Origin of the sequence: Pseudomonas fluorescens group sp., assembly GCF_020093335.1 — a bacterium.
GTDB lineage: Bacteria > Pseudomonadota > Gammaproteobacteria > Pseudomonadales > Pseudomonadaceae > Aquipseudomonas > Aquipseudomonas petroselini.
In genome coordinates, this window is sequence record NZ_JAIOKW010000023.1 from 1 (window position 1) to 14779 (window position 14779).

A 14779-nucleotide genomic window follows, 5' to 3' on the forward strand; every position below is an offset into this window, starting at 1 on the left:
CAGCTTCTTCATGCGATACAACCGAATCAGGCTCCACAGCTACAACAACTACCTGTCGCCAATAGCAATGGAGCAGCAGGCCGCTTAATTACCGTAGTCGGTGTCCGGAAAAACTTGACCAGAACAAAGGGGCTCCTCTTGATCAGTTGCGGTTCTCACTCGTCTTTTAACGCCGAGTCAGGAACAGGCCCGGTAGCTGCTCTAGCTACCATGTAATCCGATCAATTTCCTCTTGGTTCATCGCACGCCAATCAGTCTGGTGGATACCGTAATCAGCTTGAGCGTACTCAAGTGCCTCCTCCAGCGAAAGCATCAGATGGTCCCCTTCAATCTGCTGGCTGGTGTAATCAATGAAGCGAATCTCCATATAAACCGGTGGTTCGTCCTCACCCTCAACCTCGAGACCAAACAGCACGATAGCCGTAACACTGGGGCGATACTCACAAATGCACCGCACCTTGGCAAAGAGGTACAAGGGGGGCTTTTTCATATAGGGACTCCTTCACTGCTCAAGTGGTGCATGGGGTACAAGCGACAGCACAGGGTCGGTTGCAGCCTATCTCTACCGGCAGCTGACGACCCACAGGTGTCAGCAACCAGAGTCAGAGCGGAGGCCGGGGCTCGCGTCGTATAGCCATCGCGTTCCTGGCTACCACACCAAGATGGGAAATATATCGTGCCGCGTACTCACGACATAAGACTCCAATCCATTTTTCTCAGGATGGATTTGCAAGATCATTTGCGTACTGAAGGTGATGGTGAAAACCCCAAAACTATCAATTGAAAAAGCTTCTACATCGTGGTTTAGAAAGTCGAAAAGTAAAGGGCTTGTGGCAGCATCTTCACCATGCCCCCACTTGCATACCCTATTGATATCACAAGCGAATGGGCACTGAATTAACACGCTAGCCATATCGCCAAAAAGCAGGATCTGCGAACCGATCCCGACAGTTACACCTGTTAGCGCGGAAGGAATCATTTCGGCCAAATCTGAATCATTTATCATCGTGCCGTGCTCTTTTCATACAGGTGGTTGTTGAAGAAGCATAGGCCTGAATCGGCTCTCATTTAGTAGGCAGATCATATAACCATTTGTTAGCGCGGCCACCCAGGCTGACCGTCCGACGTTAGCGGAAGCGGCTTGGGTGACGTCAGCTTTTGGCCGATTGCTGCCAGTTACGACAGGCAGCAATCGGCCAAAAGCTGACCATCAGCCCTGGTGGCGTCTGGCAAAAATTGAGTTATGGTTTGCCTACGAAACAATGGACGATTCAAAACCCTGCTTTTTAGGTTTAATTGACTTCAATACACGAGCGGCAGGAGCTGGAAGCAGTATGAAGGACTCATATAAACAAATCGTAGCCCTGAGCAAAGGCACTGTACGAACACTTCTCGACGAAAGAAAGGTTCTCATGTCCTACCTGTATAGCCAGGCGCTTACGCACTGTATAGAGCATTCGGAGAAGCATGGTGATTACACCCTTCTCGGTGCATTAGTGAATGTATTCGAAGGTCGTGACTTCAAGCTGTTCGTTTCAGCATGGATCTGTGAACGCCTTGGGCTAACAAGCAAAATGGGGCCGGTGGGAACCGTCTTCGCAAGGAGCGGGAAACCTCCCAATACGCATATGAGCTTTAAGGTAAGTGTGGAAGAGTTTGCAGGAGCGAAATTTAAAGCAAAAGTGCCGGTGAAGCCTGTTGCTACGAAGGAGAAGAAGGCGCCAAAGCGTGTTGATATGCTCGACTCGTGGGCACGCCTGCCGGGTAGCTTCGGACATGGGAAGCGGTGAGCAAGTCGATCATCGGACTACGTTACAAGCGGTTCGAAAAAATGGGGAAAAAAATAGTGTTCCGGAGAAAGATTTTGACCGCTACATGGATGCGGCAGGTAACCGAGGCAGTCACCGCTATCCTTGCCTATAAGTGATAATGTCCTTTATCACATGTAAAACAAAAAGGACTCACGCCGATGGCCCGCGCTAAAGCTCCCACCACTACCGTCGCTCCCAAACTGAAATTGACCCCAGACCAAATACAGCGGGGGATTCAACGCCTTCAAGATCGCATAACCGAGTTGGAAGGTTTTGATGTATCAGAACTCAATGGTGAGGGAGACTCACCAAAACTGACCGCCCTCGCAACGTCAATTCAAGACACCCTAGAGCGATGCTTTGGTGAAAACACCTCGGTTTATTACCGCCTCTCATCCGCAGCAAACCTGCACTTCTTCCCTGGGTATTATTCATCTGACTACCCGCTTAGGCATCATTACGTGACTGGCACTCAGGAAAATATTCAGCAATCAATCCTAATGCTTGCAGAGGCGCAGCGAACGCTTAGGGAAGACCTCGCGGACCACGATCATGCGGCGATTCCTGTTTCTTCTACCGACCTAGACAATGTGAAGCCAGCGTTATCACGCCGCGTATTTGTAGTGCATGGCCATGATGAAGGCGCACGTGAGACCGTGGCTCGATTTTTGATGCAGCTGGGCTTTGAGCCGATCATTTTGCACGAGCAAGCCAATCAGGGCCGTACGGTCATGGAGAAGGTCGAAGCACATGGACAAGTCGATTTTGCCGTGGTGCTGCTGACGCCGGACGACGAGGGTTGTGCCAAGGGTGGCAAGCCGGAGCCGCGAGCCCGGCAGAACGTCCTGCTGGAGTTGGGTTATTTTCTGGGCCGTTTAGGCCGCGCCAAGGTCTGTGCGTTGAAACGCGGCACTCTGGAGATTCCTAGTGATTTTGCTGGTGTGGTGTGGGAGTCCATGGAAGGTAATAGCTGGAAACAAGCCTTGGGCCGTGAGCTTGAAGCCGCCGGTCATGAGATCGATTGGAACAAGGTCATGCGGGGGTAAGCCAGCTTCTAATTTCTTCCTTGTCAGCCTTCCATTGATGAGCGGCAAGCAAACCTGTTTGGTGACCGCTTATGGCCGATTCTGTTGAAAAAGTCGGCTTCGAATTCCGCGCCAGAAAAGTACGCGCCTGAGATTGAAATCTGAATTTTTGGCAGAAGGTTCAGGACTCGGATTTCGCGTAGCCGCGTGCAACTGAGGTGTTTTCATCCCTCAATATTCGAGTGTTTCGGGAACGCCGACTTTTTCAACACAATCGGCCGATTTCTGCCCGTAGTAACTGGTATAAATCGGCCAGTTGCAGCTAGGCAGGGATGCACGTCAGCACACTATCATCTATTTCGAACATGTAGATATTGTCCCGCTCAGGTCAAGGCTGCCGTCGTCATCTATTGTGCATCCTTTGTACGTTATATTTTTCTGCGACTGACATGTCGTCATCCGTCGATCATCTGGCGCTAGGTAGGATGACAGCCTGAGCCAGACTACCCACTTTCGGTAGATTTCCGACGGTAGAACGGTCTGAAATCGAATTCCGCGTGCTCATCGATCGTTCACCATTTTGGCTCTTACAGCAATGAGAGCCTTGGCCATGAGTAAAGAAGCACAAACGATAGTCACCCTGTTGGATCAGCAGTACGAGCAGCTGCTTGTGGACGCGAGATGCTTGGTAGCAAGCTATGTGGATGCGTCCATGAAGCTGTACAAAAAGACCGGGGTCAAATCTGTTGTGGCCGGCGTATCAATCAAGCAGGTGAGCCCGAATGCGTATTCGATCTACTGGTGCAAACTGGTGCCGCTGCAAGGACAAAAAAACAAATTCGCGCCCCTGACTATTGCCAAGGGGAATGGCAAACATAAATACCCGGCTTCCTCGTTTGAGTTTGTTGAATACCCATACCGTCACCTCGTTCTGCAAGTTGAGGGGCGGCTTGCTGAGATTCGCAGAGTTGCGAGCGACAATCGTCAGCTACGTCGGACGTTGGTCGCTTATGAGAAGAAGCTGTCTAGATACCAAGCGCTTAATCATGGCGACCTCTATTCGGGAGGGTAGCGGATGAGTATTTATAAGCAGTGCCGAACAGATTTGACCCGATTGTAAATCCCGAAAGCCCCGTGCAGCTTGGTCTGGCGGGGCTTTCTCGTATCAGCAGTGAACTACGGCGAGATATATTGCTGCGCTTGATCAGGGAAGGCGACGGGTTCGGGCTATAAGCAGTGTAGGGCGCTAAATCTACTCGCTGTCGGCCATCAGGCCCATGCAGGCGGGCGCGTAGGCCGTTTTTGCTATTAGCAGTGACGCTTACGACCAAGTCAGCCGGTCAGCTTTGATCTGTATTAGTAGTGAAAGGCTTCACTTTCATAAAATAAACATTGGTAGGTGCCGGTCCAACTGGTACCTGTGTCGCGCAGCGGGTGGTGACGGTAACGCGCTACCCCTTACTGCCTCGCTGCTGTTCGAATGCAATGCGGTTCATTACGCAGATAGGGATTGGGTAGCCCTGGATGTGGGTCGTAAGAGCCTCGTTGCCTGCGATCACCATGATGCAGGATAGGCCTCTGCGGAAGCGCATTCCTCGTCCCGAGTAATTGCGCGGGATGATCTCCCATGATTCGTCGTCGTAGTAAAAACCAACGATTTCTGACCAGTGCGATAGGATGCCCGCGCCCATGATGCCTACTGGGGTCAGGCAGAAAATTTCCACCTGGGTTTCCTGCCCAAGAGGTACAGCGTAAACACGACCGTTTGGTGCAATAGGTGGGAAGTACAGCCCGTTACCGAGGCGACGAAATTCCATGCGTGTGTTCCGGATAGATGAGGTCGCTAGACACTCTCCGGTAGCTTTCGAAAAACCCAAGATCAGATGTTGCCTGCGAGTCGGTGCACGGGTTTTAGCGTACTGGGCAAGCTAGCTCGCCACATGGAGGGCGTGCATGTTGCTAATCTATACGCTTCGGCGCTCCGGTAACTTCGTTAGGCTGCGGAAATTGACAGCCGTTCTGAAGTCATCCCATGACCTCATAGGCTTGGGAAAGTACTGCGTATCGCAGCGTTAGGGTGCCTTGCCGATGGATTTGGGAAGCGCCCGCTGCCAATGGCAGCGGACAGTTTTTTGCAGGTATCTGGTCGCTCCGCTGAAGGCTCAATCGTCGCCGTGCTTCTTGTCCAGATACGCTGCGACCATATAGCCAAATGCACCTGCGATAGTCAGCACACTGATGACGGCAAGCACGGCATATACAAGCAACTCAAAGCGATCCATACCCTGACTCCTTTGATTCGAGGTCTGCCAAGGTTAAGGGCGTCTGATCTAATCCCAAATCTGCTGTGCGATGGCTTAGCGACTGATAGCAGCGGCTTCCTTCCGCAGGTCGGCCCGGGCACCGACGTACGCATCAGTTTCCCAGATACGCATATTTCCGAGTTCGTAGGCGACGTGATTCCGAGCCTCCAGATCCTCATCGTAGGGAGCTTCTCCCCCAAGAATCGGAGCGTGGTGACCAGACAATCGCCGGTAGAGCTCGCAGGCATATGCCGCGCGACAATCATCAATGTTTAGTCCGTGAGAAAGTAAAAGCTCTTGAGCTGCAGGTAGGTTCTCTAATTTCCATGTACGCCAAGCTGCTGGCGTCGCCTGACTGCTGCCCTGAAGTTTTTGAAATGCCGCGGCCTTCTCCAAAATTACAATTTGCTCAGTGGCAGAGATATTAATGATCCGATGCTCATGTTTATCTTTGCTGAACACATAAAAGATGTTTTCTTCTTCGGCTTCCTTGTGAGCATCTTCCGCGTCGAAGAAAAAAGCCTCAAGCAATGACATGCCGAGGTATCGAACTGACCTGATTAATGTTGCTAGCTGCTCTGAGTAGAGAGCCTGAATATCCACCATCGCGGCTTCAAAGTTAGTACGGTCAAGACTGCGCGGTACGGTAATCCGTGCATGGCTTGGAAAGCCAAGACGGCTACCGATGTTAGCCGCTGCGCCTTTCCAGCGCCCATTAGTTGCGAAGCCCATTACTGAATATACAGTCTCAAGCAGGCCAGACACGCTTTGCAGCGGGAGATTTCCTTGGTATGCCTGGTTATAGAGCTCTTCCCCGTACTCCCTAACCAATTTTTTATTGACGAATTCCAGGATGTCTACCTCATGAGACTCGTTGGCATAAACACTAAACTGCGCCCATTGCTGGTCGTGGATCATGGCCTCGTGCTGACTGAGAAGCCCGCGCCGGACTGCCTCCCTGAGAATTGCCGAACCGACCTTGGTCAAGTCCTGATCAAAATGTGCGTGGAAACTCTGCTTCATGGTCATTCCTCCATTCAGCTCAGGTGCTGAGCTGCTGAAGGAAATGTTGAGCGAGGAAAAATATTCTGGGGTTCGTTTTCGGTCGCTTTCAGCGCCTGAAATTGACGAGCGCATCCGTCCGGTAAACGGTCGTTTACGGCACACCTATTCCAGCTGATCTTTTGGACTTGGGATTTACCGCTTTCCTGTCACTTTTCCTGTATCGAAAACAGTGTGAGAAAAACGTATGGGAAAGCGAATTGGGTACGCCCGAGTTTCGACTGATGATCAGAATCTCGACCTGCAGCGAGATGCACTTGCCCTGGCTGGGTGCTCCGTGGTTTACGAGGAGACAATGAGCGGCAAGTCAGCGGACAGGCCGGAGCTGGGGCATTGCCTCAAGGCTTTGCGTAGCGCGGATACTTTGGTCGTGTGGCGACTGGATCGTCTCGGGCGCTCTTTGCCTGACCTGGTCGGGATCGTCAGTCGTTTGGAGCAGGAAGGGGTGGCCTTCGAGTCCATAACCGAACGAATCGAAACTACCAGCGCTGCCGGCAAGCTGATCTTTCATGTGTTTGCTGCCCTGGCGGAGTTCGAGCGCAACCTCATTCGAGAGCGAACTCGTGCAGGACTGGCCGCGGCTCGGGCTCGTGGGCGTAAGGGGGGGCGCAAGCCTGCGCTGGATGATCGTCAGGTACGTGAGATACGGGCCCTTCTCAGAGATCCGGAGATACGAGTAACCGATGTTGCCCGACGGTATGGCGTTTCCCGAACAACGCTTTACCGCTACGTCGGTTCTGCGACAGTAGCGACAGGCTGGGTACCAGGAACAGTACGCGCTTGCCCTTGCCGGCCTGCTGCTCGGCAATTTTCAGGCTGGTGAAGGTCTTGCCGGTGCCGCAGGCCATGATCAGCTTGCCGCGTTCGGCGTCCTTTAGGCCAGCGGCAACGGCATTCAGCGCGGTTTGCTGGTGCTCGCGCAGCTGCTTCTTGGCCTTGAGCGCGACGGCTTGATGGGGCTGGTATTTGGCCCAGTCTATCTGGCTGTCTTCCAGGGCTTGCAGGTCGATTTTACTGACCGGAGGCTGCTGGCCCTGCAACGCGTCCTCGGCATGCTCGCTCCAGTTGTTGGTGGTGGCGACGATGACGCGGTGCGAGAACGGCGCTTTGCCCGAGGCGGTGAAGAAACTGTCTATGTCCTTCTTCTGGACTTTGTAATCCTCGGCGTACAGCTTGCACTGTATTGCGTGGTACTCGCCGGTGCCCTGAGTGCGAGCCACTAAATCAATGCCCGCATCTTTGCCACTGAGGCTTTGTTCCTTCGCCCACTCCGCATACGTCCATACTTTGTCGTAAAGGTCGCGGTAGGTGGCTTCGTTGCGGAGGTAAGTGCAAATCAGCTCTTCGAAGTAAGTACCTTTTTCGCGTTCGGTGACAGAAGCGCTGCGGTAGGTATTCAGCAAAGCTGATAAGGCTGACATCGGTAGGAATTCCTTTTGGACTGCGCCTGGCGCATTACAGGCGCCAAATCGACGCAGTTTAGCAATTCAGCCAGTACTGGAGCGATAAGATAGTGCTCGTATTAGCTTGAGGGCTCGCTGGCTGATGGGGGCGCTTGCATTCAGCGTTTTATCGAGTCCAAAAAATCGGCCCAGATCTGCATCATTTCACGCCGCTCTGGCAAGAAGCTGGTTCGATCGTACGCACGTCCCAGCGGATTTTTTACCGTGTGAGCAAGCTGATGCTCCAAGAGATCTGGGCGAAATCCCAGCACCTCCGCACCTATGGTTCTCGCTGTCGCACGAAAGCCGTGCCCAGTCATTTCGTCGCCGCTGATGTCCATGCGGCGTAATGCGCTGAGTACGGCATTGTTGGACATCGGCCGGTCGCCTCCTCGTGCCGAGGGGAAGGCGTATCGATGTCTGCCGGTGAGTGGTTTCAGCTCGTGCAGAACAGCGATTGCTTGCTGGCTCAGGGGAACCAAATGATCCGGACGATCCTGTTTGGTGGCAGTGAGCCCTTTCATCTTGTGGCCGGGAATCAACCACTCGCCCGCATCCAGATTGACCTCCGACCACTCCATGTGGCGCAGATCACCGGGCCGGCAGAACAGCAATGGGGCCAGTTTGAGTGCACAACAAACAGGCATTGTTCCCGCGTAGCTATCCAGTGCTTTGAGCAGTGCCCCGAGTTTTTCAGGATCGGTCACGGCAGCAAAGTGTTTCACCCGCTTGGCTGGGAGCGTCCGTGAGAGATTCCCTATCTGGTTGGGTGGGGTGATGCCGGCAGCTTCGGCGAACTCAAAAATCTGTTTGTAGATCTGGGCAACACGACGCGCCGTCTCGCGAGCGCCGCGCTTGATAATGCGCTGGAGGTTTTCGACCAGCATGGGCGTGCTGATGCTGCTAATCGGGAGTTTTCCCAGCCAGGGGAAGGCATTGAGCTCAAGGCGCTGCCGTACAGTCCGGGTGTACTCCGGGTCCCAGGAGGATTCGCGAATATTGAGCCACTGCGTGGCAACCGATTCAAAAGTGTGCTGGTGATCAAGTTGGCTGACCACCTTGGCCATGCGTCTTTGCAGCGAAGGATCTTGGCCGCTGGCAAGTTGGACACGAGCGTCATCACGTTTGCGCCGAGCTTCCTGCAAGCCGACCTCAGGGTAAACACCAAGAGCCAGGCGTTTTTCCTTTCCCAGAAAACGGTATTTCAAGCGCCAGTAACGGCCTCCGTTGGGCTGCACTTCAAGGTACAGACCCTGTTCGTCGTATAGCCGATAGGGCTTGTCCTGGGGCTTGGCGTTACGGCAGTTGGTGTCTTTCAGGGGCATTGGGGGCACATCCTCTCCGAGCGAGCTGATGAGCGTTTTATGCCCCCATATGTGCCCCCGTCAACCGTGGGATGCCCTGGGATCAGGTGGGAAAACGCGGGCAATAAAAAAGCCGTAAAGCTTTGATTTCTCTAGGCTTTACGGCTTTTCTGGGTCTTCCTGGGAAGACTAAATGGTGGAGCCGGGGGGATTTGAACCCCCGTCCGCCAGTACTCCGCTGTCGGTACTACATGCGTAGCCGTTTCTATTAAGTTAACCCTCAGCGACCCGAAGGGCAGGGTGCTTTGGGCGAGTTGTGTAAGTTTTAGCCGCTTCGTCCACAACGTACTGCACGGCGATTCTGTTCTATATGACAATCACTTTGGGTTTACAGACATCCCCTGGTGATTGCTGGACCCGAAGGTACCAGAAGCTCAGGGCTAAGGCTGCTTACGCAGCGAGAGCGAATTCCTGGCCGTAGTTTTCGTCATTGGCAACTATAAGAAGTTGCAACAGTGGATTTACGAGTTCTGTTACCAACTCGGCATGCACCTAAAGTTTCGCGACCGGCGTCGAATCCTAAACGGCCCCGTGCTTGTAACTCGTTGTTTCTTAGTGAGTGACAAGCCTGTGCAGTGTACGCCAAACGGTCACGGAAGGCCAACCCGAAGGTTGGCCTTCCGTGAAAGAGCAGCCTATTGACCGCCTTTTTCGCTGTTCTGCAGGTCTTGCAGCGCCTTCGAGGTGATCTCGATGCACCTTTTGTCATCGCCCGCGGCGTGGGCCGCTTTGGCCTGGGAGACGGCGGTGTCGATCTCGCCGCTTTTACCGCTGGTGTCAGTGGCGAGCAGCGCTTTACCGTTGTTGATTTTGTCCAGATTGATTTTGCACAGATCGGGATCGCCCGCAGCGAACACAGGCGAAGTCAACATCGCAGCGGTAACGAACAAGCCAGCAAGAGCGGAACGCTTCATAGGGTATCTCCTTGCGCAAAGGGGCTCGACGCTGCTGGCGTTGAACGGCTGCCAGCGACATCACGGATGAGCCTCGTTTGTCGAGGCCTATGCAGATGACTGTGCCGGCGCGCAGGGGTTCTGTTTTTTTGCAGGATCATTTTTGCTGGATCAGTGTGCGCGGGCCTGGGTGACACGGTCCACCAGGTAGACCAAGCCGTGATAATCAATGCCGCCATGCTGGCTCAGGCCGATCTCGCAGGTGCGGCTGGTGGAAATGCCTTCGCTGCAATATTGCACCGCGCCCTTGAGCGTGCGCAGTGAGTGGGCGTTGAGCTCCGGCGTGGTGAAGCCTTTGTCGCCGGCAAAACCGCAGCAATGAATGCCCTCCGGGATGACCACGGTGTTGGAGCAGCGTCGGGCCAGGTCGATCAGGGCCTGGCTTTCGCCCAGGTGCTGGGTGCTGCAGGTGACGTGCACGGCGATCGGCGCTTCCTGGGGTGTGAAGTCGAGGCGATCCATCAGGTGGGTTCGGATAAAACGCACGGGGTCGTAAAGATCCAGGCGGGTTTCGCTCAGGTCCTGTACCAGGCGCAGGGTGCAGGGGCTGGTGTCGCAGTAGATCGGATCGAGCCCGCCACGGCTGGCGTGCAGCAGCGCGCCGATCAGTTCCTGGCGCTTGTGTTCGGCCTGTTCGGCATAGCCTTTGGAGGCGAAAGGTTGGCCGCAGCACAGGCTGTCCTGATTGTCGGGAAACACGACTTGGTAACCGGCTTTTTCCAACAGATTGCGGGTTTTGTCATACAGCGACATCTGTTCCTTGTCCCCCGCCGCCGGGCCCATGGCGCGTGACACGCAGGCGGCCAGGTAGACCACGCGTGGCCGCTCGTCCGTCACGGCCGGGCTGAAGCGAATGGCTTTTTCCGGCTGCGGCATGGCAGGGGTCCATTGCGGAATCTGTCCCTTGGACAGCTTGGTCACGCTGGCCGACAGCTTCGCCAGGCGAGGCGCGCCCAGCAGCATGCGCGCGCCATTGGCCACATGCAGCGTAAAGCGCGCGCCTTGCAGTGCAGTGGCGAAATGAGTGGCGAGCCATTCGGCCGTTTTCGTACGGTCGGCGTCGCGGCTGCGCAGTTTTTTCACCAGGTCGCCGGTATTGATTCCCACGGGGCAGCGTTGGGCGCACAGGCCGGTGGCAGCGCAGGTGTCGATGCCCTGGTAGTGATAGGCGGCTTCCAGCTCAGTGGTGTCGACACCGGCGCGTTTTTTTGCCTGGATATCGCGCCAGATCACGATGCGTTGGCGTGGGCTCAAGGTCAGGCCTTTCGATGGGCACACCGGCTCGCAGAAGCCGCATTCGATGCACTTATCCACAAGCTCATCGGCGGCGGGCAGCGGCTTGAGGTGCTTGAGGTGGATGTGTGGGTCTTCGCTGAGCACCACGTCCGGATTGAGGATGCCGTTGGGGTCGAGTAGCCGCTTGAGTTGCCACATCAATTGATAGGCGTCGCTGCCCCATTCCAGCTCGACAAACGGCGCCATATTGCGGCCGGTGCCGTGTTCGGCTTTCAACGAGCCCCCAAACTCCACCGCCACCAATTGCGCCACGTCGTCCATGAACGCTTGGTAGCGTGTGACTTCTTCCGCGCTGTTGAAGCCTTGAGTGAACACGAAGTGCAGATTGCCTTCCAGTGCGTGTCCGAAAAGTATCGCTTCGTCGTAGTGATGTTTGTCGAACAGTTCGATCAAGCGGTTGACGCCGATTGCCAGTTGCTCAACCGGGAAGGTCACGTCCTCGATGATCACGGTGGTGCCGGTTTTGCGCACGGCACCGACGGCTGGGAAGGTGTCTTTGCGGATCGCCCACAGGCGGGCGTTTTCCACGGGGTCTTCGGTGAAATCGACCTGCTTCTCTACCGGGAATTGGGCGAGGGAGGCCATGATCAGCGCCAGTTGCTCATGCAGCAAGGACGTCGACGCCGCACGGGATTCGATCAACAGGGCGCAGGCAGTTTCCGATAGCTGCTGTACGAACGTGGGCATGCCCGGCTTGTTCTGTACCGAGCGCAGGCTGCGACGGTCCAGTAGCTCGACGGCCGAGACCGGTTGGGTTTTAAGGACGCTCACTGCGTTGCAGCAGGTCTCGACGTCCGGAAACACAATCAACGCCGATGCTTTGTTCGGGTGATCGATCACGGTGTCGTAGGTGACCGCGCTGATAAAACCAAGGGTGCCCTCGGAGCCCACCAACAGGTGGCTGAGGATATCCAGTGGCTCATCAAAATCCACCAAGGCGTTGAGTGACAGGCCGGTGGTATTTTTCAGACGGTATTTGTGGCGTATTTTTGCCGCCAGCTCAGCATTCGCCCGGGTTTCGCGGCCCAGTGTCGCCAGGCGTTCAAGCAGCGGCCCGTGCTGTTCACGAAACGCCTTAACGCTGGCCGCGTCTTCGGTGTCCACGCGACTGCCGTCAGCCAGTACGAGGCGAATCCCGGCCAAGGTGTGATAGGTGTTCTGCGCGGTGCCGCAGCACATGCCGCTGGCGTTATTGGCGACAATGCCGCCGATTTTGCAGGCGTTGATCGACGCCGGATCCGGCCCGATCTTGCGCCCGAACGGTGCCAGCCACGCATTCGCCTGAGCGCCGATGACACCGGGCTGCAGGCGGATTTGTGTGCCTTGCCCACGGATTTCGCGGCCGCTCCAGTTGTCGCCCAGTACGATCAGCACCGAATCGCTGATGGCTTGCCCGGACAGGCTGGTGCCCGCAGCGCGGAAGGTTACCGGTACGCGGTCGCGCTGAGCGAGTTGCAGCAGCGTAACGACTTCGTCCTCCGATTCCACGCGGATCACCAACTGTGGGATCAGTCGGTAAAAGCTGGCGTCGGTGCCGAAAGCGAGGGTGGAAAGCGCGTCGTCGAAACGCCGATCTTTCGGGATCAAGTGTGCGACGTCGCTCAGGAAAGCAGCAGGCAGGCTCATCGGTCCTCCAGAAATAGCTGACGCCGGAATCGTATCCGGCGTCGATTCTTACCCTATTGCGTGCAGGTCTCAGTGCACCAGCATACCGGTGAACCAGTAGGCCTGGGCCAGGGTGATCAGCCCGACGATCGTGGCAAAGAACAGGCTGTGCTTGAGGGTAAAGCGGAACAGGTCGGATTCCTTGCCTACCAGGCCAGTGGCGGCGCACGCCACGGCGATCGATTGAGGCGAGATCATTTTGCCGGTGACGCCGCCGCTGGTATTCGCCGCGACCAGCAGCGTGTCGTTCACGCCGATCTGATGCGCAGTGGTGGCCTGCAGCGAGCTGAACAGGGCGTTGGACGAGGTATCAGAACCTGTCAGGAAAACGCCCAGCCACCCGAGGAAAGGCGAGAAGAACGGGAAGGCTGCACCGGTGCCGGCCAATACCAGCGCCATGGTCGACGACATGCCGGAGTAATTGGTGACGAATGCGAACGCCAACACCATGCCAATGGACAGGATGGGCCAGCGAAGTTCATAGAAAGTCTCTTTTAAAGTGGTAAGACCAGTTTTAATGTTGATCTTTAGCACCAGCATAGAGATCAATGCAGAGAAGAAAATCGCGGTGCCGGTCGCGGAAATCGGGTCCAGCTTGAACACGGCCGGGATCGCGGTGGGGTTGGTCACGATGGGGGCGACCTTGATCACCATTTGGTCCAAGTGCGGAATCGCGAAGTTGAACACCCAGCTGTACATCGAGCCGCCGGCGGCGAACATCGCCTTGAACGGTTTGAGCGTCCAGATCGTCACCAGCACGGTAAGGATCAGGAACGGTGACCAGGCCTTGAAAATCTGCACCAGGCTGTAGGGCGAGACAACCGTGTTGCGTGGCAGGCCGAAACCGCCGGCACTGGCGGTGACTGCCGCGCTGGAAGTGGCGCCGGCAATCTGTGCGCCAGCGGTGCGCTTGGGTTGCCACACTTTCAGGAACAGGGTCAGGGAAATCAGGCTGGCAAGGGCCGAGGTGATATCCGGCAGTTCAGGGCCGATGAAGTTGGACGTGAAGTACTGAGTGATGGCAAAGCTCAAGCCCGCTACCAGCGCCGCCGGCCAGGTTTCACGCACGCCGCGCAGGCCGTCCATCATGAACACCAGCCAGAACGGCACGAACAGCGACAGCAGCGGCAGTTGGCGACCGGTCATGGCGCCAATCTTGAACGCATCAATGCCGGTCACTTGACCCGCAACGATGATCGGGATACCCAATGCGCCAAAGGCCACCGGTGCGGTGTTGGCAATCAGGCACAGACCCGCGGCGTACAGCGGGTTGAAACCGAGGCCGACCAGCAGTGCGGCGGTGATTGCCACGGGGGCGCCGAAACCGGCCGCACCTTCCAGGAAGGCGCCGAAACAGAAGCCGATCAGCAGCACTTGCAGGCGCTGGTCGTCAGTGATCGACAGCACCGAGCTGCGAATGATCTCGAACTGGCCGCTCTTGACCGTGAGTTTGTAGAGGAACACCGCGGCGACAATGATCCACGCGATAGGCCACAGGCCGTAGGCAAAGCCATAACCGGCGGCGGCCAGTGCCATGTCCACCGGCATCTTAAAGGCAAAGATCGCCACCAGGATCGACAGCGCCAAGGTGATGCTGCCGGCCACGTGGCCTTTGAGGCGAAACACGGCCAGGGCCAGGAAGAAGAATACGATCGGAATGACGGCCGCTAATGCGGACAGGCCGAGGCTGCCGAGCGGGCTGTAGAGCTGTTGCCAGGTTTGCATATGGGGTGGCCCCTGATTGTTGTTGTTTGGTCAGCTTGGATAATTGGTAATACCAATTTACAATCGCTGTGGGCTAGGTTAAAAGGCTTCGGGGCGGTGTGTCAATTTGCCGCTCGCGAAACTTTGGTCGTAG

The 14779-nt window shown here is 55.8% G+C and carries 12 protein-coding genes, 1 other RNA gene and 1 pseudogene; 4 read left to right on the forward strand and 10 right to left on the reverse strand.

All coding sequences use genetic code 11. The features are described from left to right. Positions 1–205 precede the first annotated feature (205 nt). Together K7431_RS20930 and K7431_RS20935 are read right to left on the reverse strand one after the other, a co-directional pair. The gene (locus tag K7431_RS20930; protein ID WP_032900782.1) at positions 206–490 is read right to left on the reverse strand and encodes a hypothetical protein; all 285 of its coding nucleotides are present in this window, start codon (positions 488–490) and stop codon (positions 206–208) included. Between the two features lie 159 nt (positions 491–649). Beyond that, complete coding sequence (locus tag K7431_RS20935; protein WP_003192646.1) at positions 650–1006, reverse strand: hypothetical protein; 357 nt, start codon at positions 1004–1006, stop codon at positions 650–652. Between the two features lie 139 nt (positions 1007–1145). Between K7431_RS20935 and K7431_RS20940 the strand changes: the two genes are divergently transcribed. From K7431_RS20940 to mobI, 3 genes are all read left to right on the forward strand, one after another. Further along, positions 1146–1790, forward strand: a complete 645-nt coding sequence (locus K7431_RS20940) for a hypothetical protein (protein WP_148270938.1) — start codon at positions 1146–1148, stop codon at positions 1788–1790. A 179-nt stretch (positions 1791–1969) separates the two neighbouring features. Then, positions 1970–2857, forward strand: coding sequence for a TIR domain-containing protein (locus tag K7431_RS20945; RefSeq protein ID WP_043205922.1), 888 nt, complete (start codon positions 1970–1972; stop codon positions 2855–2857). Between the two features lie 589 nt (positions 2858–3446). Then, a complete protein-coding gene (mobI, locus tag K7431_RS20950) occupies positions 3447–3908 on the forward strand; it encodes a conjugative transfer protein MobI(A/C) (protein WP_043205920.1) in 462 nt (153 codons plus the stop codon). A 379-nt stretch (positions 3909–4287) separates the two neighbouring features. On the opposite strand, the gene K7431_RS20955 is transcribed toward mobI, so the two are convergent. Then, positions 4288–4653: a hypothetical protein gene (locus tag K7431_RS20955; protein ID WP_015885944.1), complete on the reverse strand. Its 366-nt coding sequence runs from the start codon at positions 4651–4653 to the stop codon at positions 4288–4290. 540 nt (positions 4654–5193) lie between these two features. Continuing rightward, positions 5194–6162 carry a hypothetical protein gene (locus K7431_RS20960; protein ID WP_043205918.1) on the reverse strand — a complete coding sequence of 323 codons (969 nt, stop codon included), beginning with the start codon at positions 6160–6162 and terminating at the stop codon, positions 5194–5196. A gap of 226 nt (positions 6163–6388) precedes the next feature. Here K7431_RS20960 and K7431_RS20965 point away from each other — a divergent pair, with 226 nt between their 5' ends. Then, the gene (locus K7431_RS20965; protein WP_015885942.1) at positions 6389–7024 is read left to right on the forward strand and encodes a recombinase family protein; all 636 of its coding nucleotides are present in this window, start codon (positions 6389–6391) and stop codon (positions 7022–7024) included. Here K7431_RS20965 and K7431_RS20970 read toward each other — a convergent pair. From K7431_RS20970 to K7431_RS20995, 6 genes and pseudogenes are all read right to left on the reverse strand, one after another. Next, positions 6939–7622, reverse strand: a pseudogene (locus K7431_RS20970) (restriction endonuclease); the annotation flags it as partial. The gene K7431_RS20965 and the pseudogene K7431_RS20970 overlap by 86 nt on opposite strands. A 140-nt stretch (positions 7623–7762) precedes the next feature. Beyond that, on the reverse strand, positions 7763–8968 hold the full coding sequence (locus K7431_RS20975) for a tyrosine-type recombinase/integrase (protein WP_015885941.1): 1206 nt from the start codon (positions 8966–8968) through the stop codon (positions 7763–7765). Positions 8969–9141: 173 nt separating this feature from the next. Then, positions 9142–9538, reverse strand: a transfer-messenger RNA (tmRNA) gene (gene ssrA / locus K7431_RS20980). A 104-nt stretch (positions 9539–9642) separates the two neighbouring features. Next, positions 9643–9921: a hypothetical protein gene (locus tag K7431_RS20985; RefSeq protein ID WP_015885940.1), complete on the reverse strand. Its 279-nt coding sequence runs from the start codon at positions 9919–9921 to the stop codon at positions 9643–9645. Between the two features lie 150 nt (positions 9922–10071). Next, positions 10072–12882 (reverse strand): FAD-binding and (Fe-S)-binding domain-containing protein, encoded by a 2811-nt coding sequence (locus tag K7431_RS20990; protein ID WP_015885939.1) that lies wholly within the window; start codon positions 12880–12882, stop codon positions 10072–10074. Positions 12883–12951: 69 nt separating this feature from the next. Further along, entirely contained in the window at positions 12952–14646 is a 1695-nt protein-coding gene (locus K7431_RS20995) for a lactate permease LctP family transporter (protein WP_015885938.1), read from the reverse strand. Positions 14647–14779 lie beyond the last annotated feature (133 nt).

What these genes read in the sequence shown, in the direction of transcription:
- K7431_RS20930 (WP_032900782.1), bottom strand. Translation starts at nt 490, where the DNA reads ATGAAAAAGCCCCCCTTGTACCTCTTTGCCAAGGTGCGGTGCATTTGT.
- K7431_RS20935 (WP_003192646.1), bottom strand. Translation starts at nt 1,006, where the DNA reads ATGATAAATGATTCAGATTTGGCCGAAATGATTCCTTCCGCGCTAACA.
- K7431_RS20945 (WP_043205922.1), top strand. Translation starts at nt 1,970, where the DNA reads ATGGCCCGCGCTAAAGCTCCCACCACTACCGTCGCTCCCAAACTGAAA.
- mobI (WP_043205920.1), top strand. Translation starts at nt 3,447, where the DNA reads ATGAGTAAAGAAGCACAAACGATAGTCACCCTGTTGGATCAGCAGTAC.
- K7431_RS20955 (WP_015885944.1), bottom strand. Translation starts at nt 4,653, where the DNA reads ATGGAATTTCGTCGCCTCGGTAACGGGCTGTACTTCCCACCTATTGCA.
- K7431_RS20960 (WP_043205918.1), bottom strand. Translation starts at nt 6,162, where the DNA reads ATGAAGCAGAGTTTCCACGCACATTTTGATCAGGACTTGACCAAGGTC.
- K7431_RS20965 (WP_015885942.1), top strand. Translation starts at nt 6,389, where the DNA reads ATGGGAAAGCGAATTGGGTACGCCCGAGTTTCGACTGATGATCAGAAT.
- K7431_RS20975 (WP_015885941.1), bottom strand. Translation starts at nt 8,968, where the DNA reads ATGCCCCTGAAAGACACCAACTGCCGTAACGCCAAGCCCCAGGACAAG.
- K7431_RS20985 (WP_015885940.1), bottom strand. Translation starts at nt 9,921, where the DNA reads ATGAAGCGTTCCGCTCTTGCTGGCTTGTTCGTTACCGCTGCGATGTTG.
- K7431_RS20990 (WP_015885939.1), bottom strand. Translation starts at nt 12,882, where the DNA reads ATGAGCCTGCCTGCTGCTTTCCTGAGCGACGTCGCACACTTGATCCCG.
- K7431_RS20995 (WP_015885938.1), bottom strand. Translation starts at nt 14,646, where the DNA reads ATGCAAACCTGGCAACAGCTCTACAGCCCGCTCGGCAGCCTCGGCCTG.